20 protein-coding genes are annotated in these 21,918 nt (G+C 60.0%); 13 read left to right on the forward strand and 7 right to left on the reverse strand.

Annotated features, from left to right (window positions below; genetic code table 11):
* Positions 1-69: 69 nt before the first annotated feature.
* Positions 70-645 carry a carboxymuconolactone decarboxylase family protein gene (locus JQ567_RS29935; protein ID WP_212442155.1) on the reverse strand — a complete coding sequence of 192 codons (576 nt, stop codon included), beginning with the start codon at positions 643-645 and terminating at the stop codon, positions 70-72.
* Positions 646-857: 212 nt separating this feature from the next.
* On the opposite strand from JQ567_RS29935, the gene JQ567_RS29940 reads away from it, so the two are divergent.
* The 3 genes from JQ567_RS29940 to JQ567_RS29950 all read left to right on the forward strand — a co-directional run bounded on the left by JQ567_RS29940 (position 858) and on the right by JQ567_RS29950 (position 3,084).
* Positions 858-1,751, forward strand: a complete 894-nt coding sequence (locus JQ567_RS29940) for a hypothetical protein (RefSeq protein ID WP_212442156.1) — start codon at positions 858-860, stop codon at positions 1,749-1,751.
* Between the two features lie 95 nt (positions 1,752-1,846).
* The gene (locus JQ567_RS29945; RefSeq protein WP_212442157.1) at positions 1,847-2,686 is read left to right on the forward strand and encodes an alpha/beta fold hydrolase; all 840 of its coding nucleotides are present in this window, start codon (positions 1,847-1,849) and stop codon (positions 2,684-2,686) included.
* On the forward strand, positions 2,683-3,084 hold the full coding sequence (locus JQ567_RS29950) for a hypothetical protein (RefSeq protein ID WP_212442158.1): 402 nt from the start codon (positions 2,683-2,685) through the stop codon (positions 3,082-3,084). Before JQ567_RS29945 ends, JQ567_RS29950 begins: the two co-directional genes overlap by 4 nt.
* Positions 3,085-3,112: 28 nt before the next feature.
* On the opposite strand, the gene JQ567_RS29955 is transcribed toward JQ567_RS29950, so the two are convergent.
* Both JQ567_RS29955 and JQ567_RS29960 read right to left on the reverse strand, forming a co-directional pair.
* The gene (locus tag JQ567_RS29955) at positions 3,113-4,282 is read right to left on the reverse strand and encodes a patatin-like phospholipase family protein (protein WP_212442159.1); all 1,170 of its coding nucleotides are present in this window, start codon (positions 4,280-4,282) and stop codon (positions 3,113-3,115) included.
* Positions 4,283-4,389: 107 nt separating this feature from the next.
* A complete protein-coding gene (locus JQ567_RS29960) occupies positions 4,390-4,623 on the reverse strand; it encodes a hypothetical protein (protein ID WP_212442160.1) in 234 nt (77 codons plus the stop codon).
* 110 nt (positions 4,624-4,733) lie between these two features.
* Between JQ567_RS29960 and JQ567_RS29965 the strand changes: the two genes are divergently transcribed.
* The 4 genes from JQ567_RS29965 to JQ567_RS29980 all read left to right on the forward strand — a co-directional run bounded on the left by JQ567_RS29965 (position 4,734) and on the right by JQ567_RS29980 (position 8,143).
* Positions 4,734-5,615 carry a LysR family transcriptional regulator gene (locus tag JQ567_RS29965; protein WP_212442161.1) on the forward strand — a complete coding sequence of 294 codons (882 nt, stop codon included), beginning with the start codon at positions 4,734-4,736 and terminating at the stop codon, positions 5,613-5,615.
* Between the two features lie 164 nt (positions 5,616-5,779).
* The gene (locus JQ567_RS29970) at positions 5,780-6,121 is read left to right on the forward strand and encodes a hypothetical protein (protein ID WP_212442162.1); all 342 of its coding nucleotides are present in this window, start codon (positions 5,780-5,782) and stop codon (positions 6,119-6,121) included.
* A 154-nt stretch (positions 6,122-6,275) separates the two neighbouring features.
* Positions 6,276-6,950: a peroxiredoxin-like family protein gene (locus JQ567_RS29975; protein WP_212442163.1), complete on the forward strand. Its 675-nt coding sequence runs from the start codon at positions 6,276-6,278 to the stop codon at positions 6,948-6,950.
* Positions 6,951-7,039: 89 nt separating this feature from the next.
* Positions 7,040-8,143: an alkene reductase gene (locus tag JQ567_RS29980; RefSeq protein ID WP_212442164.1), complete on the forward strand. Its 1,104-nt coding sequence runs from the start codon at positions 7,040-7,042 to the stop codon at positions 8,141-8,143.
* An 11-nt stretch (positions 8,144-8,154) separates the two neighbouring features.
* Here JQ567_RS29980 and JQ567_RS29985 read toward each other — a convergent pair whose 3' ends face one another.
* A complete protein-coding gene (locus tag JQ567_RS29985; RefSeq protein ID WP_212442165.1) occupies positions 8,155-9,219 on the reverse strand; it encodes an AraC family transcriptional regulator in 1,065 nt (354 codons plus the stop codon).
* A gap of 132 nt (positions 9,220-9,351) precedes the next feature.
* On the opposite strand from JQ567_RS29985, the gene JQ567_RS29990 reads away from it, so the two are divergent.
* The 6 genes from JQ567_RS29990 to JQ567_RS30015 all read left to right on the forward strand — a co-directional run bounded on the left by JQ567_RS29990 (position 9,352) and on the right by JQ567_RS30015 (position 17,726).
* Entirely contained in the window at positions 9,352-9,888 is a 537-nt protein-coding gene (locus JQ567_RS29990) for a carboxymuconolactone decarboxylase family protein (RefSeq protein WP_212442166.1), read from the forward strand.
* Positions 9,889-9,934: 46 nt separating this feature from the next.
* Positions 9,935-10,441: a YkgB family protein gene (locus JQ567_RS29995; RefSeq protein WP_212442167.1), complete on the forward strand. Its 507-nt coding sequence runs from the start codon at positions 9,935-9,937 to the stop codon at positions 10,439-10,441.
* A gap of 1,531 nt (positions 10,442-11,972) precedes the next feature.
* Positions 11,973-14,126 (forward strand): S8 family serine peptidase, encoded by a 2,154-nt coding sequence (locus JQ567_RS30000; RefSeq protein ID WP_212442168.1) that lies wholly within the window; start codon positions 11,973-11,975, stop codon positions 14,124-14,126.
* Between the two features lie 199 nt (positions 14,127-14,325).
* Positions 14,326-15,075 (forward strand): DUF899 family protein, encoded by a 750-nt coding sequence (locus tag JQ567_RS30005; RefSeq protein WP_212442169.1) that lies wholly within the window; start codon positions 14,326-14,328, stop codon positions 15,073-15,075.
* Positions 15,076-15,297: 222 nt separating this feature from the next.
* The gene (locus tag JQ567_RS30010) at positions 15,298-16,098 is read left to right on the forward strand and encodes an SRPBCC domain-containing protein (RefSeq protein WP_212442170.1); all 801 of its coding nucleotides are present in this window, start codon (positions 15,298-15,300) and stop codon (positions 16,096-16,098) included.
* 470 nt (positions 16,099-16,568) lie between these two features.
* Entirely contained in the window at positions 16,569-17,726 is a 1,158-nt protein-coding gene (locus JQ567_RS30015; protein WP_283816590.1) for an aminotransferase class V-fold PLP-dependent enzyme, read from the forward strand.
* A 198-nt stretch (positions 17,727-17,924) separates the two neighbouring features.
* Here JQ567_RS30015 and JQ567_RS30020 read toward each other — a convergent pair whose 3' ends face one another.
* The 3 genes from JQ567_RS30020 to JQ567_RS30030 all read right to left on the reverse strand — a co-directional run bounded on the left by JQ567_RS30020 (position 17,925) and on the right by JQ567_RS30030 (position 21,886).
* Positions 17,925-19,328 carry an AarF/ABC1/UbiB kinase family protein gene (locus JQ567_RS30020; protein ID WP_212442172.1) on the reverse strand — a complete coding sequence of 468 codons (1,404 nt, stop codon included), beginning with the start codon at positions 19,326-19,328 and terminating at the stop codon, positions 17,925-17,927.
* Positions 19,329-19,568: 240 nt separating this feature from the next.
* Complete coding sequence (locus JQ567_RS30025; RefSeq protein WP_212442173.1) at positions 19,569-20,525, reverse strand: methyltransferase domain-containing protein; 957 nt, start codon at positions 20,523-20,525, stop codon at positions 19,569-19,571.
* A complete protein-coding gene (locus tag JQ567_RS30030) occupies positions 20,522-21,886 on the reverse strand; it encodes a DUF6004 family protein (RefSeq protein ID WP_212442174.1) in 1,365 nt (454 codons plus the stop codon). Before JQ567_RS30030 ends, JQ567_RS30025 begins: the two co-directional genes overlap by 4 nt.
* Between the last annotated feature and the right edge of the window lie 32 nt (positions 21,887-21,918).

Genomic DNA, 21,918 nt, shown 5'->3' on the forward strand with positions numbered 1-21,918 from the left:
GCTTGTGCGCCAAGTGCAGGGCTGCGAACGCCGGCCCTGCCCGAGGCAAGGGGCGGCCTCGATCGCGGGTCAGGCGGCGGGCTTCAGCTTGCCCGGCGCGGACCACTCGGCGCCCTTCATGAAGCTGTCGTTGGGCGTCTGCGCGAGATGGTTGGTGTAGTTCGAGATGAGCTTGGTCGCGGCGAGCACCAGCACATCGAGCACCGCGCGATTGTCGTAGCCTGCGGCCTTGAAGGCTGCGACGTCGACCTCGCTCACGAAGCCACGCTGGCGGGTGATCTTGGCCGTGAACTGGCGCAGTGCCTCGAGCTTAGGGTCTGCAATCGATCGGCCCTGGCGTACCGCGGCGATGGCGTCGTCGTCGACCTTTGCCATGCGCGATAGATTGGTGTGGCCGGCCATGCAGTAGGTGCACTCGTTTTCGTAGATGATCGCGAGATAGGCGATGTTGCGCTCTTGGGGCGTGAAGCCGGTCTTCTCGGCGATGCTCCACAGCGTGCCGTAGGCCTCGAGGGCTGCGGGGCTCTCGGCCAGCACGCGGTGGAGGTTGGGCACGAAGCCCCAGGCCTTTTGAACGCCGTTTAGAATCTCGGCCGAGGCCGGCGGTGCACTGGAAGTATCGTGAAGCGTGAAGCCGTTGATCATTTGCGCTCTCCTTTTGAGCAGGCATCGAAGTGACTTCCGTACCCTGCTTCATTCCCCTTCGCCTCGGCAGAGATGCCGAAGTGATATGAACCATTCCGCTAAAGAATGGGTCAGCCCACCGGAAGATGGACAAGGGCCTCCCCCAAAATTCGCCCCCGCCGGCGCCATTCCAGGCCGGAATAAAAGCTATGCCTACATCGAAGCTGGTCGGTGTGGATCGCGCGTCATACGAGCGGGGGCTGCGCACGAAGGCGCAGGTCGCAACGGCAGGAATTGCTATGGTTCTCCTCGTGACGAGCGGTTCAGGCGCGAACGGTGCGGGCTACGGCAAGCTGCTGGCATTCGGTGAGGACGGAGAGCTGCTCGGACCATTCAGCGAGGATGCTCGGATCGTCGATCCGCGCGGACTCGGCGTCGATGGAGCTTTGCTCTTTCTCAACAGTGGGTCGAACCGGATTCTGGCGCTCGACGGCAAGGGTCGTGTGGTGTGCGAGAGCGGCGAGATTGCCGGGTTAAACCCGGGCGGCGGCAACTTCGGACCCGATGGCCGGTACTATGTCGGATTACGCGCTGCACGGACTATCACGGCGTTTGCGCCGACGCTCGATGGGCTTGGCCACCCTGTGCTTCCGTCTGCGGTGGTCCCGTTTCCGCGCGGGTTTGCATTCGGCCAGGACGGCACTCTTTTTCTCGCGTCCGGCATCGGTCCGGGCGGCGAAGGCGACAACACCATTTTGGCGTTCAGTCCGGAACGGAGGATCAAGTTGTCTTGGAAGGTCGAGGATCCGGAGCTCAGCCCGCTCGACCTCACAACCGCGCCGAACGGAAACGTGGTCGTCAGCAGCGAACATCCGTTCGGAGCTCCGGATGCGGTGACAACCATCCGCGAATACGATCGGATCGATGGTCGTCTCGTTCGCGTCCTCGCTCCTGATCGCGGGACCGGATTCAGGAAGCCGCGCGGCCTACGCTTCGGGCCGGACGGCAAGCTCTACGGCGTAGCTCAAGACGAAGTCGTCGTCTTCGATTTCGTGAGTGGCAAATGCCTGGGCGCGGCTGTCGGGCTACCGGGCCTCAACGGCCAGGCTGTGATCTTCTTTGGATAAGGAGAAAAGGAATGGATGCATCGGGAGGAGCGCAGCGGTTCGCGCATGAGCAATGGCCATACGAGCCGAAATTCAAGCGCGTCAACTGCTGGCGCATGCACTACATCGACGAGGGTGCCGGCGATCCGGTGGTTCTCCTGCACGGCAACCCGGCATGGGGATTTCTGTATCGCAAGTTCGTGAGGCCGCTGACGGCGGCGGGCCGGCGCGTCATCATTCCTGACATGATCGGATTCGGCCTGTCCGAGAAGCCAGTGCGTGAACAGGGGCACACTCTGGATGGCCATATCGCGAACCTGACGGGACTGCTGAGGCAGCTCAATTTGCGCAACGCCACCATGGTCTGTCACGACTGGGGCGGGCCAACCGGTCTAGGGTTCGCGCTCTCCAATCCCGGCCGCGTCCGCGCTCTGGTTATCATGAGCACGTGGGCATGGCCCCTTCCTCCGGCCGAATTCCACCAGCGAATATTCCCTTGGCGCATGATGCACGCGCCCGTCGTAGGTCCGTTTCTCCTCGGACGCCACAACGCCCTTGCTGGCCGCGGCATGTACTTGTCGGTGGTCGACCGCAAGAAATTCAGGGCGGAGGCCCAGAGCGTCTACGAAGGCATCCTGCCGGATCCGGGATCGCGTCTCCTCACATGGACCTGGCCGCGTTGGATTCCGCTCGACAAGAGCGCGCGGGGCTTTTCGCGCTTCGAATGGCTCGAGCGCGAGCTGAGGAAGTCGAAGTTCCCGACGCTTCTGGTCTGGGGCAGAGAGGACGAGGTGTTCGACCACAAGACGTTTGCGACGCGCTTCAAGGAACTATTGCCTCATGCCGAGGGACCCGAACTGGTGACCGGTCGGCACTTCCTGCAAGAGGATTCCGGCGCCGAGATCGCCGAGAAGATCAACCGTTTCCTCGACCGTATCGAGGGGAGACAGTCATGACGCAGATCGAAATCATCGATAATCCTGAGCTTAACGGAACGAGAAGGGCGCTGGTGCTGACCGAGGATCGGGTCGGGCACTACCCTGAATTCCGGGACTTCTTCGTACGGCGCTTTTCTCTGAATTCGGAAGGTTTGTCGCGGCCTGGCTACGTGCGGGCTCCTTCTGGAATGATCTACGCGTTCGTCTTCATCGGGCGGAGTGGTGAGCCGTTTCCGGACGGGCTCGAGATCTACGCCCTGCCCTATGCGCTGGAGACCTTGGATGACACCAATGTCGATAGCGATTTGTGGGCACTGCTCAGGTGGATCATCGAAGGCGTCGGCGGCGAATGGCGCGTCGAGGACTTGGACGCGACCGGAAGGCTGTATCAGCTGGCCGCCGCCGGCACGGGGTAGCAAAGCAGCGGAGGCGCCCTCGTCAAATTCATTCGGCTGCGAGCGCCGCCCTGTACTCCGCGGCTTCGTGGAGGATGACTCCCGACAGCGGATCGAATTGGCCGACCCAGGGCTCGCGCGTGAGCACCGCCTTGGTGTGGGCGTAGCCCGCGTCCCAGCGCTGTCTGATGCCGGCGGGACTGAAATCGACGTCCTTGGTATGATCTTCGTGCGAAAGCTGCGGCGCCAGCAGTTGCACCACGTGCATCCGGGTCTGACAGCCGTAGCTCATCAATTCCGTGATTTCGGGTCTGGTGCGTTCGGACTCCGGCAATTGTGCCGCGATCTCGTTGATGACGTGGCGCAAGCGGTGCGCCTGCTCATGGCGCGTGATCTGGCTTGCGAGCCGGCTGGAATACTGGACGTCCTTGTGGCGGTTGAGGACCTCCGTCATCGTGGTCGGTTCGGCGCCCACTGGATTCCACAGGTGGACGTTGAAGATGAGCGAGTCCCTGCGCGGATTGTCGTCGAACACCACTTCGGTCGGCGTGTTGGAGAGGATGCCGCCGTCCCAGTAGAGCTCGCCGTTGACGCGTACCGGGGGGAATGCCGGCGGCAGCGCGCCGGACGCCATGATGTGCTTCACGTCCAGCTTGCAGCGACGGCTGTCGAAATACGTCATCTGGCTGGTGCGCACGTGCGCGGCCCCGACCGTCAGGCGCGGGCGTCCTCGGTTGATCAGATCGAAATCGACGAGCTCGGCGAGAGTGCTTTCCAGCGGAGCCGTCGAATAGTAGCCGGCGTTGTCCGCGCCGAGCGGGAATCCGTCGCCGGCATGGGCGAGCGGATTGGGCATGAAGAACCCGGGTATGCCGTGCGTCAGGGTCGTCCAGTAGGACCATTTGTCGGCGAATCCCGGCAATACGCCGCGCAAGTCCCATTGGTGAGCACGCTGCACCCTGCTCCAGAATTCGTGCAGTCGAGGCAAACGGTCCTGCGGCGCGTTTCCGGCGATCAGGCTGGCGTTGATCGCTCCGATGGACGTGCCGACGATCCAGTCCGGCTCGATGCCGCCTTCGTGCAGCGCCTGATAGACGCCGGCCTGGTAGGATCCCAAGGCCCCGCCACCCTGCAGAACGAGTACGACTTGGCCGGGCAACGCGTTCCGGGCGCAGCGCAAGAAATCCGAGACGCGAGAAGATTCCGTCGGTCGCTGCATTCGAGGCCTCCTGCTTCCGCGTTGCCGGAACGCGCTTGCCGTTCCTGATTCAATGCCCTTGCGACGCCCTGTCAATCAGGTGGGCGCCGCAGGCGGCCTGCGCCCGTTTATCCCCGGCCCTGGAAGACGCAGCGCAGCAGCATCTCGAGGTGCGGCGCGGTGATGATGGCGAGGCCTGCCACCGCGCTCCCCGTCATCGCATAGGCGAACAGAGCATCCCTTGCCGCCCCGCTCAAGGTCTGAACGGCTTCGAGGCTTGCGGCCTTCGCGCGGGTCATGCGGCTCGAGCCTGCACCGGCGCTCCGGACCGGCATCACAATCGGGTGTTCATGGGTGCTCATCGCTTCTCTCCTTTGTCGGCAAACCGCTCGGATGCGTGAAGATGTGGCCAATTCTCGCGCGGCATGGCAGATAGGGCGGAGCGATATCGCTCATTCCTGCGGAGAATAGGATGGACCGTCTGGCTTCGATGGAGACGTTCGTGCGGGTCGTCGAAACGGGGTCCTTCTCCGGAGCGGCCCGGCAGCTTCGGGTGGGGCAACCGGCAGTCTCGAAGTCGATCGCGCAGCTGGAGGGGTATCTCGGGGTCAAGCTGCTGACGCGCTCGACGCGCGGCCTCACCCCAACGGAGGCCGGGCTCGGTTATCTCGAGCGTGCCAGGCGCGCCCTCGAGGAAGCAGCCGAGGCCGAGCTCGCCGCGCGGGGAGCGGGAGCCGGCCTTAAGGGAAGATTGCGGATCTGCGCCGCCGTCACCTTTGCCCGGATCCACCTCATTCCGCTGCTGCCGAAGTTCCTGGCGCAGAATCCGGAGCTGGACCTGGAGGTCGTTCTGGACGACCGCCAGATCGACCTCGTCCAGGAGGGCATCGATGTGGCTCTCCGGATGGGAAAGTTGATGGACTCGGCGCTGACCGCGCGCCGTATCGCAAGATGCAAGCGCCTCGTGTTGGGCACGCCTGCCTATTTCGATCGCGCGGGCACGCCGTCGACGCCAAGTGAACTGAGCAAGCATCAGGCCGTCGTCTATCTCCAGGGAGAAGGCAGCGTCTGGTCGTTTCGGCGTGACAGTTCCGAATTGGCTGTGACCGTTCAAAGCAGATTGCGGGTGACCGCTGCGGAAGGCGTAAGAGCTGCGGTGCTCGCCGATATAGGCCTCACCATCGCGTCGGAGTGGATGTTCAGCCCCGAACTACGATCGGGCGCCGTCCGTGCGGTCCTGTTGGAATGGAGTCTCCCGGCGCTCGACCTGTGGGCCGTGTTTCCGACGGGGCGCGCCACGACGGCCAAGGCACGGGCGTTCGTGGATTTCTTCGAACGTACCTTCAACGCATAACCGGGAAAGCCGACCGACGTTGCGGCGATGAGCGCGTCAACGGCGGCCGATGAGACGAACGAGCATGTCTTCGATCCTGGGCGGCATTCAGCGCTTTGGGTCAACGAGTACGGTGACACGCAACGGAGTTGCTCATCCCGAGCCTCCTGCCAAGGAGTGTCGCCATGTCCCACATCTCGATCCTGAAGCGCTCAATCCGCACTACCGCCGCAGCTCTGTTCTTTGTCGGTCTGCTTTCGCCGGCAAACGCGACCGATCAGCACGACGCTGTCAGCGTCCTCCCTGATCTGCCGATCACCGCGACTGCAGATCATGCCGGCGTCAAGGCGGTTGCAAGGAGCAAGTCCGTAGAACTGACCTCTCGCCGGCCCTGGCTTGCTCCGGTCGGCCATCGGCAACCGCGCCAGGCCGACGTCCCATCGGAGGCCGTCTCGGCCTGGGAGCGCCAGCAACAGCAGCTCGACCAGGAGCTGGACCGCAAGCTGATCATCTGTCGCGGGTGCTGACGCGAGTAGCGTAGTGATCATTCCCGACGGGAATAACCTCTAGTCCAACGCCCCGGCTACCCGCCATGGCGGTCTCCTTTAGCTTCCTGCGTGTGACTTCAACGAAACGGGCGGCGCCGCCGTCCTCCACGCAAAGGCCCAAAGGAGAACCGTCATGTCGCTCCAAGCCAAGCTCGACGCTTTCAAAGCCGATTTCGAGGCCGGAAAGCCGCCCTACAGTGTTCCTCGCACCGTCATCGAGACGATGCACCGCGCCACCGCAGAACTGATCCAGTCGGGGGCTGCCCAGCGCTCCAAGAAGGCCGGCGATGTCGCTCCCTCCTTCTCGCTGAAGGATCCCGAGGGCAACGTGGTCAACTCGACGGATCTCCTGAAGCGCGGTCCGCTGGTGCTCAGCTTCTACCGCGGCGTCTGGTGCCCGTACTGCAACATGGAGCTGCAGGCGCTCGAAGCCGCCAAGCCGGAGTTCGACAAGTACGGTGCCTCGCTGGTCGCGATCTCGCCGCAGACCGCCCCGAACAGCCGGAAATCGGTGCGCCAGAACAGGCTCGGCTTCCCGATCCTGTCGGACGTGAGGGGCAAGGTCGGCGCAGCGTTCGGACTGCGCTTCAACCTGCCCGATTACCTGGTCGAGCTCTACAAGCAACTGAAGAACGATCTGCCGACATTCAACGACGATCCGAGTTGGACGCTGCCGATGCCGGCCCGCTACGTCATCGGACAGGACGGCGTGATCCTCTACTCCGAAGTGAACCCCGACTACACCCGCCGACCCGAGCCTGAAGACATGATCCCAGTTCTGCAGCGGGCGGCCGCCGTCAAGGCGTGACGGCGCATCAGGCGGCCGGTGGGGCGCAACTTCGTCGCGACCACCGGCCGCCGTCTTTCCCAACCAAGGCTATTCAAAGGAAGTCTGCGATGAGCAAGCTATTCTCGACGACCGAAGTCGGTCCCTACCGGTTGTCCCATCGTGTGGTGATGGCGCCATTGACGCGGATGCGCTCCGACCCGGGCGATATTCCGAGCAACCTGATGGTCGACTACTACACCCAGCGCGCCTCCGACGGCGGTCTGATCGTCTCCGAAGCGACGCCGGTCTCGATCCGCGGCAACGGTTATGCCGGCGCGCCGGGCATCTACTCGGATACTCAGGTCGCCGGATGGCGGCGCGTCACCGACGCGGTCCACGCCAAGGGCGGCCGCATCTTTCAGCAGTTGTGGCATGTCGGCCGGCAGTCTCATGTCGATCTGCAGCCGAACGGCGAAGCGCCGGTCGCGCCTTCTGCCATTCCGGCCGAGGGCTACGCTTACACCAAGCGCGGCGAAGTCCCGTTCTCGATGCCGCGCGCCCTCGAACTGCATGAGATCCCTGATATCATCGAGGAGTTCCGATCCGGCGCCGAACGCGCGCTGCGTGCGGGTTTCGACGGCGTCGAGATTCACGGCGCGAACGGCTACCTGCCCGATCAATTCCTGCAGGACGGGACCAACAAGCGCACGGACGAGTACGGCGGCAGAATCGAAAATCGCGCCCGCTTCCTGCTCGAGGTGACGCAGGCGGCCATCTCTGCCTGGGGTGCCGATCGTGTGGGCGTGCGCATCTCGCCGAGCGGCACGTACGGATCAATGTCGGATAGCAATCCGCCCGCAACCTTCGGCTACGTGGCGAGCCAGCTCGATCGCCTGGGCATCGCCTACCTCCACGTTGTCGAGCCGCGCATCAAGGGCACCGAGGAGATCTCGCATGGCCAGGCGCCGATCGCCGCCCAGCATCTGCGGCCGAAGTTCTCGCGGACCTTGATCGCGGCAGGCGGCTTCGCACCGCATTCGGCGGAGGCTATCGTCGCCGCGGGGGACGCCGACCTCGTCGCATTTGGCCGTCACTTCATCTCCAACCCGGATCTGCCCGAGCGGCTGCGGCGCGGCCTTCCGCTCAACCGCTACGATCGGTCGACCTTCTACGGCGGCGACGCGCGCGGCTACATCGACTACCCGCTGGCCGAGGTCGCGTCGGCGGACTGAACGGCACCTCGTCACGAATCTTCGCTAGCCAGCGAGGGCGCATCGCCGCCCGTCGCTGGCCTGCGCTTGACAGGAGGATCCACTTCGGACGTCTCCGCCGGCTTCGCATCGGCGGGTGCGGCAGGCCTTGCGAAGACCTCTCGGCCGGACGGCTCCTGCATCTTGCGCCATTGGGCCGGCGTGATGCCCATGTGGCTTTTGAAGGCGCGCTGGAAGGCCGCTTCCGATTGATATCCAACCGCCTCCGCCACCGCGCCGGTCGAGAGGGAAGATTTCCTCAGTTCGTTCGCTGCTAGCGTCATCCGGATGTCGGTCAGGAGATCGGTGGCCGACCGCCCCAGCTTCTCTTGGAATTGGCGGACGAGCGTGGCTCGCGACATGTTGCACAGACGCGCAAGGTCCGGCAGCGACCATGCGCGCGCAGGTTCGTTGAACAGAGCCGCCACCGCCGGTGCCAGGCGGGGATGACCGGCCAGAGCAAGGAGACCCCGAGGAGCGTCGTCCGTCTCGCTGGCGAGCCGCAGCACAAGCGTGAACATCGCGGTCGACAGCGCGTTCAACATCGCGCGTCCGCCCAGGTGATCGTCCGCGGACTCGCTTCGCATCAGCGCGACAAGGCGTGCGATCTGCGCGGCCGTTTCCTTCTGTCCAGCGTGAGTGCCGGCATGCACGACCAGGCGCGGCGGCAGATAGCTGCGCAGCAGGCGGTCGTGCGGTGGAGCGACGGCGAAGTGTCCGCACAACAGATCGAGCCGCTCGTCCGAACCGAGATTTTCGCTGATCGTGAAGTTGAGGGACGCGCGGTTGCGTGCCGGCAGCGGCTCGGCCCCGCTGCCATCGTGCATCACGTGTCGCGGGTTGCCGGGGAGCAGCAGGATGTCACCGGGCTTCAGCTGCAGCGGTCGGCCCCCGGCCGGATCCTCCAGCATCGCGGAGCCGGCGAGCACGGCGTGGTACGGGATTTCGTTGGCCTCACCGGGCCCCTGGTCGATGCGCCAGGGGGTGCCGTAGTTGCAGCGCAGATCGAGCCGCCCGCGCACCGGCATCATTTCGAACAGTCGGCTTAGCCAATCCATCGCGACCTCCTGAGAAAATCCAATATGAGACGATGGAGCATATAGTTGAGACAATGTGACATTCAAAGTATCAATACGAGACCATATTGTCACTCCGCAATCGTTCACCAACCCTCACAAAGGAGTGCCACCATGTCCCGTCTCTCAGTCCCGAACCTCGAAACCACAACCGGCCCGTCGGGCCAGATCTATGCGCAAATCAAGAAGGCCATCGGCAGCGTGCCGAACACCTTCGCAGCCATTGCCGCCCATGGTCCGGCTGCCCTCAAGTCAGTGCTCGCCGCCGATGCGGTGCTCGCTGCGGGCACCCTGACCAAGCGCGATCAGGAGGTCATCAAGCTGGTCATCAGCGCCGCCGGCGGCTGCGACTACTGCGTCGCCGCCCACAACCATCTCGCCAGGCTCGCCGGGGTGAAGCCGGAGGCGCTCAAGCAGATCCGCGACGGTCAGCCCACCGGCGATGCCAAGAGTGACGCGCTGGTCGGCTTCGTCCGCAAGCTGGCACAGTCCAGCGGCACCGTGAGCGACGACGATTTCGCCGCGATCAAGGCCGCCGGATACAGCGATGCCCAACTGGTGGAGATCAGCCTGGCCTTCGCGACCACCGTCTTCACCAACGTCTTCAACCGGATCAACGACACCGAGATCGACTTTCCCGCAGTCGCGTGAAGCGACCGCGCCCCGTCAGATCATCTTGAATGAAAGGATCACGACCATGACCACGCTTGCCAACACCACTCAAAATCCCCTTGTCCGCGCGCTCCACAGGTCCGGCGTGCTCGCGGAGGATCTCGACTACCACGTCGTCCGGGCCTCGATGGTGATCATGTTCTTCTTCTTCGGTTACCAGAAGTGGTTCCCGTATGCGTTCGAAAGAATGGTCCCGTTCATCAGCAACGGGCCGCTGATCTCGTGGCTCTATCCCGTGTTCGGCCATGCCGGCGCCAGCTATTTCCTCGGCGTCTCGGAGTTGATGTTCGGGAGCCTGTTGCTCGCGGGCTTCTGGGACAAGCGGCTCGGCATCCTCGGCGCACTCGGCTCGACCGGCACGTTCATCGCGACGGTTACGATCATTCCATTCATGCCGGAAGGCTGGGACGTCGCTGCGGGAGGCTTTCCTGCGATGACGGGGAACGTTCCCTTCCTGATGAAGGACGTCGTTCTGCTCGCCGTGTCGCTCTACCTCCTGAGGCAGGACGTGGTTCGCCTGACGCGACAATAAGGTGGCACTCTGCTGATGGCGATGCGTCGCCGGCGAGCTTCCCGCTCGCCGGCTTGCGCGTTCGAAAATGCCAAAGGAGTGCGGCGGAAAATTCCGCGGCAATCAAACTGTTTGTGCCTGCGGGTTTGGTAATTCCTGTTTTATGCCTGGTCAGCTTCCGAGCAGAAAGCTGACCAGGGTCGAGCGATCGGCAATTTCCGATAGTGGTGAGACGTGCGTGTCCGACCGGACGTCCGCTTTGCGCCAACAGCGGCCATTACAGGGACCCTTTGGAAGAACCAGGTCATTGGCCGAGGAAGCAATTAGCCCCTGCAAGTGAGCCCCTCTTCCCAGTTACCTTTGCTGTTCATCTGCACCGAAAAGCGGAAGTTGATCTTGAGGCGGAGCAGAAATGCGACGGCGACTCGCGGGTGTGAACAGGCGGACACCAGGGCCTCAGAAAGCCCAGTTTTCGAATACACGCCTTCACAAAACGCCATGACCAATCCGGTCGCGCGAATCGGCTAGGCCACATACACGTCTTCGGTTGCCCGAGAGATCTACAGCAACCCCATTTTCATCGGAATTCTTAAGCCGTTGAAACACTTGAGTTTAGAGCTCGGTAACGAACCCCCAGAGTCCAGAGCTCGGGAGAGAATTCATCCCTTCGGAGAAGGATGGGCGGGCCTTACCGCTTAAAAGTCTGGATTCCGAATCAGAGATCGCTGCAAATACTGGGCTCAATTGACAACATCGTCGCGCAGAGAACATGCGACGTTGGGAATGCTGGCGGAGCCCGTGTCTCCCTACTTCACGTCCAAGCAAGTCCAGGCCAATCCAATATCTCCCTCTCTTGCAACCACTTCCTGCAATTCAGTCGTCCAACCTAGTCTAAGCAAATCCCACCCTACAGCTAAATCCTTGCGAAAAATGGCCAACGAGTCGTTAAAGTAACATTCCGGTGAGACGACCTCGCTCGCCCTGCTCGATAACCATTGATTGAAAGCTGATGGCAAATCTGTGTCACCACGCACGCGCATAACGGATCCTAGGCGGCCACGGCTCGCAGCCCTCATCTGATCTGCGAGGATATCGAACTCACTACCAAGCATTGCAGGCGAGGTCCCTCCGAAGCGCCCGCCGAAAATGACTTGTTTCCAACCTCGGTATCTAGCCGGCTGTCGGCTCAACAACAACACTCGTCATGCCCAAAGGACAACTGAGCTGACGTAACGTGTGGGGCGAGATAAAGTGAGTGAGAAGGAGTTGGTGTCGCCTTGATCAACCCCAAGTCAGATTTGCCTCATCGCCGCTGCACGTTGTGGAGATCAGCGCGGACGGCAACGATATTGTGTGGCCATAACACCGGGATTCCTTTGAGAGCCGTTCATGTCTGAATTGAAAGGACGAGAAGGACGATCGATAGATCGCACCGGGAGCGACAGCCCATTACTGCTTTATAGGATTAGGATAGTTTTCTTGGGATAGGAGCAAATCAGCTTTGAAAGTCGCATAAAGCTTGACGGTGAGCGTCTAACAGGGGAGGGCAGCCATGACGCGCGTATTTTATCGACGAGGTCAGCGGGTTGAGGTTGAGCAACTAGAGGGAATTGCCGCACTTAAATTGCAGCGCTCGCCGGATGGGGTACGAAGCGCCAACCGGGAACAGTTCGGGACGAGCATACCGCGCGCCGACGCAGCGGCGCGCGGTTTCGTGATGAATCCGGAGGAGGCGGCTGCCTTCGAACGGGCGGATTGGATCTTCGTCGAGCCTTCGGCGGCGACCCGAGGCGTCATCGCTCGTCGGCAAACGCCAGGGGGTGCGTACGCCGTCGGCTCGGTCGTGCGCGACGAGGATGGCCGGCTTGCGATTGTCAACGATGAGCTTGTCGTCAAGCTCGTACCCACTTTGACTGAGGCTCAAGCTAGTGACTTTCTCACCGTTAATGGCCTAAAGATCATCCGGCAACTGAGCTTTGCACCGAACCTTTTCGAGGTACGCGCTATCGACGGCAAAGACGGCATCGATAAATCGGCGGAATTACACGGGCAGGACAGCGTGCTATCGGCCGAGCCCAATTTGATACAGCACCTCCCGGGCCGGCAAACACCGAGCGATCCCGAGTACCTCAAACAATGGCAGTGGCACAATTCGGGGGCTGGTGGAGGCATCGCAGGGGCCGATGTAGGCGCCGAAATCGCTTGGAATATTACCCGCGGCGCGGGCGTTCGTGTTGCTGTAATCGACAATGGTTTCGATCCTGAACACGAAGACTTGCGAGCGAACATTGATCCTATTTCGGGTCGTTTTGATCCGACAGGTTCATTTCAACAGGGCACCGCTAGCATACCCAGCGCGCCGCATGGAACGTTTTGCGCAGCTCAAGTTGCGGCCGTCGCGGACAACCATCTAGGCGGCTGCGGCGCAGCCCCGGAGGCAAAACTAATTTTGATTTGTATCCAGCCGGATCAGGTTGGCACTCAAACAACCCTCGCACGCGGAGTCGCTTATGCGGCTGACCCGACGACCGAGAACGTCGCAGCCAAGGGAGCGGATATATTGTCCTGTTCCCTTGGGCCCAATGGAGCAGCCTGGGAATTGCAAACTGTCATGGACGACGCGCTCAAGTTTGCCGCGTCGAAAGGGCGCGGCGGCCTCGGACTACCGATATTCTGGGCGACGACCAACGGCAATGGTCCGATCTCGAAAGATCACGTAGTCTCGCATCCAGCTATCATTCGGGTCGGTCGATCGACGAGAAGCGACACCGAGAACAACTCGGGCTTTGGCCCGGAGCTTGATTTTCTCGCGCCGGGTGTAGACGTGTTTAATGCAGTCAGCGCCGGGTATTCGTCGTGGACAGGCACGAGCTTTGCCGCACCCTTAGCGGCGGGAGTCGCGGCGTTAGTCCTGTCGGTAGCTTCCTTCCTTAGCCCCGAGCAGGTGCGTAAGCTGATGCAGGACACGTGCAAAAAAATCGGTGGCGTGCCGTATACAAACGGCCGCAATGACGACTACGGGTTCGGACGGGTTAATGCCCAGCTCGCTGTACTGCAGGCAAAGGCCATGGCTGACGCAAAGCAGCCGAAACCGGCGCGACCAGCAAACGGAAACTGCGCCGCCGTTGCGGCGCTCGATTCGGAGCGGAAGAAATTCATGCAGGAGGCGACGCGACTCGCAATCGAGTCGGTCGAGAAGGGCTGGGGCGGCCCGTTCGGCGCAGTGATCGTGAAAAACGGCGTGATCATTGGCCGCGGGCAGAGCCGCGTGTTGCTCAGCGGATGTCCGGTCGATCATGCCGAGATCACCGCTATCATAGACGCATCGGCCAGACTGAATCCGAAGGCGCTAATAGGAAGCGATTATGCGGCCGATACCATCCTCGGAATGATACCACGGGAAGCGGGCTCGCTGGATCCGCTGCCAGCGCGCGCGCGTATGCTCAAAGGCTGCGAGATCTACGTCAACTGCGCGCCGTGTCCGATGTGTTTAAGCGCTATTTACTGGTCGCGCATCGATCGAGTTTATTGCAGTGCCAGCCTTGAAGACGCCCGCCAGATCGGCTTCGAAGACGTTGTCCAGTATGAAGAACTCGTCAAGCCGCTGACCCAGCAACGTATCCCGGTGACTGACAATTTTGAGCGCGATATTGGGCTCGAGGCCTATCGCGCCTGGATGAACAAGCAGGACCGCCATCCTTTTTGAAGTGAGACAATTTTGGTGGTGCGGTGCTGCTCCGGCGCATGGTTTTGGCCGGCCAATTCATCGGTTATGGGGGTCCGTGCGGCTGACGCCACCCTGTCAATGAGGAGGCTTTTACCGATTTGCATTCGCAGCAAGAGGTTTTCGAAACGATACCTCGTTAGACAACGACAGTTTAATAGGAACAGATCGAAGGTGGGCCATGGTTGGAAAAACACAGATGGGACGGTTCCACGATAAGCATTTTCCGGATGAAACCGATGTTTATCGTCAAGCGCGGGATCACTTGATCGGGGCAGAAGTCGCGTTGCGTCGCCAACTGGAGGAGGTCGCTAGACTACGGCGAAGTTTGCCGCCTGGCGGCAAGTTGAAGGAAGATTACGTATTTGACGAAGGCGGAATCGATCTGAACGATCGTACAGCGCTAAAGCGGACGCATTTCTCGGAGCTTTTTGAGGGCACCACGAAAACTCTCGTCATCTACGGACTCATGTTTGCGCCGGGTGCCAATACGCCCTGCCCGATGTGCGCATCGTTTTTGGATAGCCTCAACGGTGCTGCCCCGCACATCCGTCAACGCGTCTCCCTGGTCGTGGTCGCGAAAACGTCGATCGAGCAACTGCGCGACTTGGGACGAGATCGACAGTGGAACAACCATCGTTTGTTGTCATCAAAAAACAACACCTTTAATTCCGATTATAACGCGCAAACCACAGACCAAAACCAGACCCCAATCCTTCAAGTCTTCGAGCGGGGCCGCGATGGCATTCGGCATGCCTATAGCACGGAACTACAATTCGTTAAACCCGATGCTGGCCAAAATCCTCGTCATCTCGACTTAATGTGGCCTTTGTGGAACGTGTTTGACTTGGTCCGCGAAGGTCGCGGCACCGAGTGGTTTCCGAGCCTTTCCTACGACTCGTCCCTACCCACACCTGACCCGAAATCGTGAGACCCGTGAGCACTGAGCGTCGGCAATCCATAACGTGCAAGCGCGCTGCCGAACCCTCTGTCCTTTCTCGATCTCCGCCGGCCGCTTCGTGTGTGCTGAAAGTGCGCAATATGAAAGAAGCCAATAATTTAGTGTCGCAATACGGTTGCTAGGAACATTCCGTGTTCATTTACGTCAGTCATCCATACTTCCGTTCATGAAAACTTTGTGGGGAGGCGATCAATGACGAAAGAAACTGACGACATCGTCGACGCACTTCGTTCGTTAGAGGAGCGAATAAACAAGCGCCTCACTTCGCTTGACGAGCGGATTCAACAAGCCGATCTGCGGTCTGCTGATACAGCCAAACCACCGGCGACGACCTTTAAACGAGAGGGCAGTTTAGAAGTAAGCCCCAACGGCGGCTATTCTGTCGAATTCAATCGTCACTTCGATCAAACCATCAACGAAGTGTGGCGCACAATGACGGATCCCGGGCGCATGATTGACTGGTACGCCGACGCTGACGTTGACCAGAGCGAAGGCGGCAAGATCGTATTGAGGTTTGCGAATAGCGGGTCAACGCAGCACGGAATCGTTACCCAATTTGACGCACCGTCGGTCTTTGAGCACATGTGGGTGACTGGACAGCAGACCGCGCCGGCGCAACCTATTCCTGAGGCTCTCCGCGCAGGAAACGGACATTGCGGCGGGCTCGCGCTTGCAGCAAGCGTAATTCGATACGAGCTGACGAAACCGCCGGAAGGTGGAACAAATCTCAAGCTCACCCATTACGTGCCAATGAATCCACAGCTGATTCCCGCGCCGCTGGCGCGGGCAGTGCGTGCTTCGGATACTGTGGTCCAGTCGGCACCGCCGGATATGGTGTTGGCAAGTTGGGAAATTATCCTCAAGATGCTGGACGGCGCGTTGCACAACCCTGGAAACCGCGCAATGAGTCTGAAATCGACGGAACGCGGGGGAAGTTGGCCATGGGACGACTTCCACACGACGCAAAAGAAATACGCTCAAACATTCAAATAGGCCTATGGAAAGTCAAGAATTTCTCAAATCGGTGAGTACTGCCTTGTCACTACCCCGATCCGAGGTGGGGTCAACATCAGATACGCACCTAGGCGATGTAACAGTTCTGGATTCGGTATCGCGCTGTCTCGCAGCACTTCGACAAATTTGTGAAGAGCTTGGTACCAGCCCGTGGGCGGACGATTGAAATTTCCACCGAGCTGTTAAGTCGCCGAAGCACTGCACATCAAGCGAAAGTCACCAAACTCCAGTATTGGTGTTCGTCTCGAAACGCTATGTCGTGAGTCAGATTCGCTTTTGAAGTAGAAATTCGAACGCGGCACCCTGACCGGAGCCGGACGGACCGAGAAGCAGAACAGTCTCCAAAACGGCCAATCGTCATGCAATCACGGCAACGAGCCTTGCCTTGCGACGCTCTCTTCTGGAAGCAAACGCGGTCTCTATTCGCCTTGAATACCCACGTTCGAAATATGGACGCAAACACAAAGGCCTCGCCACTACGTGGCGTGATGGAGGACGATGAGCCCATTTGCACTACGTTTGCCGATATGCGAGAGGCGATTTCACCTAGTTTCGGCTGCGACGCCGATGAGTTAGTCGTCACAGTGAGCACGACTGATTCGATCTCAAAGATTCTAGGCGGCTTGGAGCTGAACGCCGGTGATGAAATCTTGACAACCAATCATGAGTTCTATGGCGCCCTGTCACCAATGGCCCTTGCCCGCGACAGGCACGGCGTCGTCATAAAGCAAGTCAAGCTGCCGGTTGGGAACGACCAGTGCGCCGAGGATTATGTCGAGCGGTTCAGCGCGGCCATTACTAGTCGCACCAAGGTATTACTTTTCTCCGCGCCGACTGCATTGACCGGCACTATGCTTCCGATTCAAATGCTGACCGAGCTTGCCCAACGACGGGGCCTTATCAGCGTCATTGACGGCGCGCATATACCCGGTATGTTGGACGTTAATTTTCACAAGCTGGGCGCAGATTTCATCGCAGGCTCCGGCAACAAATGGCAGTGCGGGCCTCCTGGCACGGGAATCCTGTACATTCGAAACAAAGTGCTGTTGCAGCATAATCCGGCACCACTTCCCACGTTTTGGCCTATCATTTCGACCTGGTATCCACTCGCCGGCGGCCTACCACCACGGACTGCTAACAGCACGCCCAGTTACGATATCGCAGAGTACGTTCAGAACGTGGGTAGTGCGAGCTTGCGCAGAATGCAGGCCTTAAGGAGAGCTTGCGATACGTGGAACGAGTTCGGCCGCGATCGGATCGAACGGTACATCGTCGGCCTGAGCGCCTATCTGAAAGCGCGCATTGCCGAGCATTGGGGTGAGGCTGCAATTTATTCGCCCTATCGCGACGCCCGCTTAGCGACTGCGCTGACCTCGTTCAATCCCTTGCGCAACCCCGACGACGCGTTCAACGAGGCGCTGTTCCAGACATTCGTAGCTCGGCTTGAAAGCGAATATCGAATCCTTTTGAAGTACACGCAGTTCGAAGTGGAAGGGGCCGCCGCGCCACATCACGCCATCCGCATCTCCACGCGTCTGTACCATAACCGAGACGACATCAATGAGCTTGTTGAGGCAATGGAGAAAGTCGCAAATGATATGGCGTAAGCGGCCGCTGAACGAGCTCCCTTTGCTAGCAACGTTGCCCTTGCTTGGCTTGAAACGAGAAGACAGCGGTCGGCGCGACCACCGACGTAAGCGATTTTGACATGGACTTTTGCGCGCGACTGAACACCGTAAAATAATCGGGCAGCCTCGACTCCTACGACGCCATTGCTCATCGGTGGGCGACTTTGTTAGGGGCTCTCATCTCGAGCTAGTTTCGGTAAACTCCAGATTCACTGGACGGTCCTGAAATATACCTTGAGTCAGAAAAGGCTTCGCGGCTTCCTGGAAATCCACGTCGGGATCCAGACAGCGAACGGTGCCTTCGATTGTCAGAAGTGAAAGTAGCGGAAATACAAGCTCGGGAGCAGCATGCAGTCCGAACTTCCGCTGCAGGTCGAACATTTCAGCCGCGAACGCGATCAGACTGAACTCCTGAGCTGGTAGGCCGGAATTGCGATTGACGAGGTCCGCCAGCCGAAGCCTGAAGGAATCGAGATCGGCATCCACGCGCCGACCCACCGCACTTTCGATGACGATGTCAGCGCAGCGCCCACCGCGGCCGAGCGCCATTTCGAGAAAGAATTCGGCAAACAGCTGACGCATTTCTTCGGTCAGCAGCACGCTGAATCCGGCATCCAAGACGACAACCTGCCCTCCCGGCTTGAAGTAGAGGTTGCCTGGGTGCAGGTCGCAGTGAACGAGACCGTCAACGAACAGCATACGGTACACAGCGCGGAGGGTCCCGGCGGCAAAGCGCTTACGGGTGGCTAGGGAGCAACGTTCAGCCTGTGTCGTGTCGAGTTCGGGGATAAATTCCATGACAAGAGCACGGTCACGCGAAGCTTCCTTGTACAGCTTCGGAACCCAAACGCGTGGTACCAGAGAAAGTGCGTCACGCAAGCGAACGAGGTGCGTCGCTTCTCTCGCAAAATCAAGTTGCGCATAAATGGCGTCGCACAGATGATTCAAGACGGCACAGATTGGTAGCCCACGAAACCAGGGCAACCTTGCCAGAATCGCACCAATCTTCGTGATTAGGACAAGATCTGTTGTCATGACATTGCCGATGAACGATCGTTGCAGTTTAATCGCCACTTCAGGGCCGTCTTTAAGCCGCCCTTTATAGACGCAAGCGATACTCCCACTTGCGATGGGTTGGTCGTCGATCTCCGCGAAGATGGTGTCGAGTGCAGACCCGTAGATAGCCGTCAAGGCTTCGCGCGCTTGCTGCTCAGACATTGGCGCGACGGAATCTTGCAGCCCAGACAAGCATGCGCAAACTGTTCCCGGCAGCATGTCGCGGCGTGTGCTTAGAATCTGCCCCCCTTTGATAAAAGCCGGCCCGAGGCGCTCCAAAAGCGCGACCAGTTGCCGGGCCACGTGATCCATCGCTATCCGTCGCTTTCCCACCGTGGCGAGCGCTGCCCAAGCAATTGCAACGGGTCCTAGAAAGCGCGCCGCCTGCAATGCGATTGCGACAGCGCGAAACGACAGGGCGAATCCGCTCGGAGACCCCGATCTGCAGTAGGTAGAGCGGTGCAAAGTGCCTGCCGTCACCGCGCGGATCGCCTTCTCGGCCGAGGCGTCAGGTGTCGTGGACATCCAGAAGCACCCCCATCGCGCACAATTCGTTGTTCGTGGATACCGAAGGCCGCAAGAGCGGCTGGTCGCAAATGTGACTCCGAACGAGGTTGGCCGAATCTTGGCTGACGACGACAGATCGGGTCATCTTACTCCAGGTTTTGGCCGAATAACCGAAGGCCCACGCAGGAGAGTCGAACGGCGAGGCTGCAGGCGCTTGAGAGAGATTTCGTACACAACATTCGTCCGAGCAAGCATCGGCTATGGCTTCGTGTTCCGAGCGATACGGCAATCAAGTCGCCACTCCGTGACGAAACGGATCGTTGCAGGACGTTCGATATCAACCTGCAGGATGTTGCCGCGGGCGACGTCGGCATGCTGGATCGGCCACACCCACACCGCCCAGTTGCAGCCTGGATAGCTAGGAAAATTGGACAGTTCGATGCCCGGGCAAAGCGTCGCGCAAAAATACATGATGATGGCGTGTACCGTGCCTGATTCGGTGACTTCTAGGCGATGGCGCCCGCCGGGTTGGCGCGACTTCTGGCCTAGCACGTTGTCCGCCACCACTATTGGCTCGCTGAGCAGCGCCGGTGGTCGACTGAAAAAGTGGAGCTGGGCACCCGGCAACGCGTACTGCCGGACGGCGGCGAGGGAAAAGCCAAGGAAGTCTTTGCGCCAAACCCCCCAACCTTCGTTTGCGAATGCAATGGCTTGAAGCTTGGTCGTAAGCCTCTGCGGAATGATGCGCCCGCCAGGTCGAAGAAGTCGGCGCGCCACCACTTCGAGAATCTCGGCCATCTCTTCTTCCGGGCCGAGATTGCCCATCATCTCCGACACGAGCACGTCGGCTCTGCGAGGGAGAAGGACTGTGCGGGCGTCGCCGCGCATGATGGTCAGCCGGTCTTCCAGACCATTGTCCGCAACCACCTTCGCGGCAAGCTCGGCCATCTGCGGGTCGGCTTCTATTGCATAGACGTGGCCAGCGCCACGGCGGAGTGCCAGAAAGGAAAGGATTAACGTGCCCGCGCCGACGTCGACGACGGTATCACCTCGCTCGATAGCCTGCTCAAGCGCCCGGTCATAAGCTTCCAACCGTTCAAGGTCGCCCAGCATGACCTGATGCATGAGTAGAAGTCGCTGATCCAACCCTACTTTCTGAACCTCCGCACGCACCTGGTCGGCAAGTCCACTGACGACCTCTTGCAGCAATGTCATTGGGTCGCAATACCCTGAATACCATTGCGGCCAAGATCGCTAACCGTCTCGGTGTCCGGCGCAAAGCCTGAATCCGTCATCATCGCTTCACGGCCGACGATGGAGTCGCGCAGCACCAGATGAACACCGACCAGACGAGCCTTGACCTCCAGCTTGGAGTTGATCAACGCAGTATCTGAACCTTCCATCTTGAGCTCGCTGCCGACAGCTTCGAGATTATTGAGAACACCGTTTATATAAACTGGCGTCGCTCCATAAAGCGCTCCGTTAGGGGTTACAATTTCGAAATGCGTGTCAAATCGAATTGCAGCTGGGAAGCGGACGGCTTCGAATTCATTCTCGTGACCTTCGCCGAACGATCCGCCGGAGACCTTGAAGAAACTTACCCGCAGCATAACGCGTCCGCCCAGTGCAACGCAGTTTCCAACCATGGCAATGCGAGCGAGTTGCGAAAGCGTGCCGTCGCCTTCGCCGTGTTTATCGCGGCCAAACAACAAGATTTCGGACCCAGCCGCCAAATGATGGTCACCGTGGATCTCGACGGTCTCCGAGCGGCCGTCGACTTCGATTTTGAATCGGCCCTCGACCGTGCTTTGAATAATCATTGAAGGGTCGACGAGGGTCGAAATGCATGGACCTAAGCTTTCAGCGAAGAATACCGTTGGCGTGATACCAACCGCCTGGTTCATCCGATTGGCCGGGTACCAAGCCTCCGGCAGGTTGACGCCGCGCACAGTATTTGGCGCGGGCACGACCGTTCCAGGACCGTCTCCTAGTGGAGCACCTAGCAACGGCGGCGACAACGGCTTCTTGTAGGGCGGAATGCCGTCAATCACGCCGTCGATGGCTATGACGTTACGGTGGGCGAGGCGCATTGTGCTAGTCTCCAGCACACCGAAGCGCCGGATAAAAAATTGAGCAGGGAAGTTCTGCCCTGGAACAATCTGACGCACATGGCCCGTGTTCGGGAGATAGGGATTGGACAGAACCTGAATTCTATCATTTAAGGTATAGCTGAAGCCCTTGATCCCGACCTCGGGCGCACTTATCAGCTCCATATCGAATTCGGCGTATCCATTTTCGTCGACTCGGTGATTGAACCCCTCCATCGGCCATTTGTTCAACTGAACGAAGCCGGATAGGTTGATGGTTTCCCGGCGGCCCGTATAGTAGTCATCCCCGAAGACGACGGTCGCGGCCGCGAGGATATGGGGCCGTAGCGGCTTGGGTTCGATATTCAGCGACTCATAGGTCTCGGTGCCACGCGCGCCGACTAGTCCGCCACCGTTGCGGCGATTGGGTTCGTCAACGGCAGATCGGTTGACGGACTCACTGGGTCGATCTCGATGCTGGTTGGACATTGTCACCTCCAAGTGCAAACTGTTCAATGACT

The organism is Bradyrhizobium sp. AUGA SZCCT0431 (genome assembly GCF_018131065.1).
GTDB lineage: Bacteria > Pseudomonadota > Alphaproteobacteria > Rhizobiales > Xanthobacteraceae > Bradyrhizobium.

Bases quoted from the DNA above. Each gene is read 5' to 3' on its own strand.
- JQ567_RS29935 (WP_212442155.1), bottom strand. From the start codon at position 645: ATGATCAACGGCTTCACGCTTCACGATACTTCCAGTGCACCGCCGGCC.
- JQ567_RS29945 (WP_212442157.1), top strand. From the start codon at position 1,847: ATGCACTACATCGACGAGGGTGCCGGCGATCCGGTGGTTCTCCTGCAC.
- JQ567_RS29950 (WP_212442158.1), top strand. From the start codon at position 2,683: ATGACGCAGATCGAAATCATCGATAATCCTGAGCTTAACGGAACGAGA.
- JQ567_RS29955 (WP_212442159.1), bottom strand. From the start codon at position 4,282: ATGCAGCGACCGACGGAATCTTCTCGCGTCTCGGATTTCTTGCGCTGC.
- JQ567_RS29960 (WP_212442160.1), bottom strand. From the start codon at position 4,623: ATGAGCACCCATGAACACCCGATTGTGATGCCGGTCCGGAGCGCCGGT.
- JQ567_RS29965 (WP_212442161.1), top strand. From the start codon at position 4,734: ATGGACCGTCTGGCTTCGATGGAGACGTTCGTGCGGGTCGTCGAAACG.
- JQ567_RS29970 (WP_212442162.1), top strand. From the start codon at position 5,780: ATGTCCCACATCTCGATCCTGAAGCGCTCAATCCGCACTACCGCCGCA.
- JQ567_RS29975 (WP_212442163.1), top strand. From the start codon at position 6,276: ATGTCGCTCCAAGCCAAGCTCGACGCTTTCAAAGCCGATTTCGAGGCC.
- JQ567_RS29980 (WP_212442164.1), top strand. From the start codon at position 7,040: ATGAGCAAGCTATTCTCGACGACCGAAGTCGGTCCCTACCGGTTGTCC.
- JQ567_RS29985 (WP_212442165.1), bottom strand. From the start codon at position 9,219: ATGGATTGGCTAAGCCGACTGTTCGAAATGATGCCGGTGCGCGGGCGG.
- JQ567_RS29990 (WP_212442166.1), top strand. From the start codon at position 9,352: ATGTCCCGTCTCTCAGTCCCGAACCTCGAAACCACAACCGGCCCGTCG.
- JQ567_RS29995 (WP_212442167.1), top strand. From the start codon at position 9,935: ATGACCACGCTTGCCAACACCACTCAAAATCCCCTTGTCCGCGCGCTC.
- JQ567_RS30000 (WP_212442168.1), top strand. From the start codon at position 11,973: ATGACGCGCGTATTTTATCGACGAGGTCAGCGGGTTGAGGTTGAGCAA.
- JQ567_RS30005 (WP_212442169.1), top strand. From the start codon at position 14,326: ATGGTTGGAAAAACACAGATGGGACGGTTCCACGATAAGCATTTTCCG.
- JQ567_RS30010 (WP_212442170.1), top strand. From the start codon at position 15,298: ATGACGAAAGAAACTGACGACATCGTCGACGCACTTCGTTCGTTAGAG.
- JQ567_RS30015 (WP_283816590.1), top strand. From the start codon at position 16,569: ATGGACGCAAACACAAAGGCCTCGCCACTACGTGGCGTGATGGAGGAC.
- JQ567_RS30020 (WP_212442172.1), bottom strand. From the start codon at position 19,328: ATGTCCACGACACCTGACGCCTCGGCCGAGAAGGCGATCCGCGCGGTG.
- JQ567_RS30025 (WP_212442173.1), bottom strand. From the start codon at position 20,525: ATGACATTGCTGCAAGAGGTCGTCAGTGGACTTGCCGACCAGGTGCGT.
- JQ567_RS30030 (WP_212442174.1), bottom strand. From the start codon at position 21,886: ATGTCCAACCAGCATCGAGATCGACCCAGTGAGTCCGTCAACCGATCT.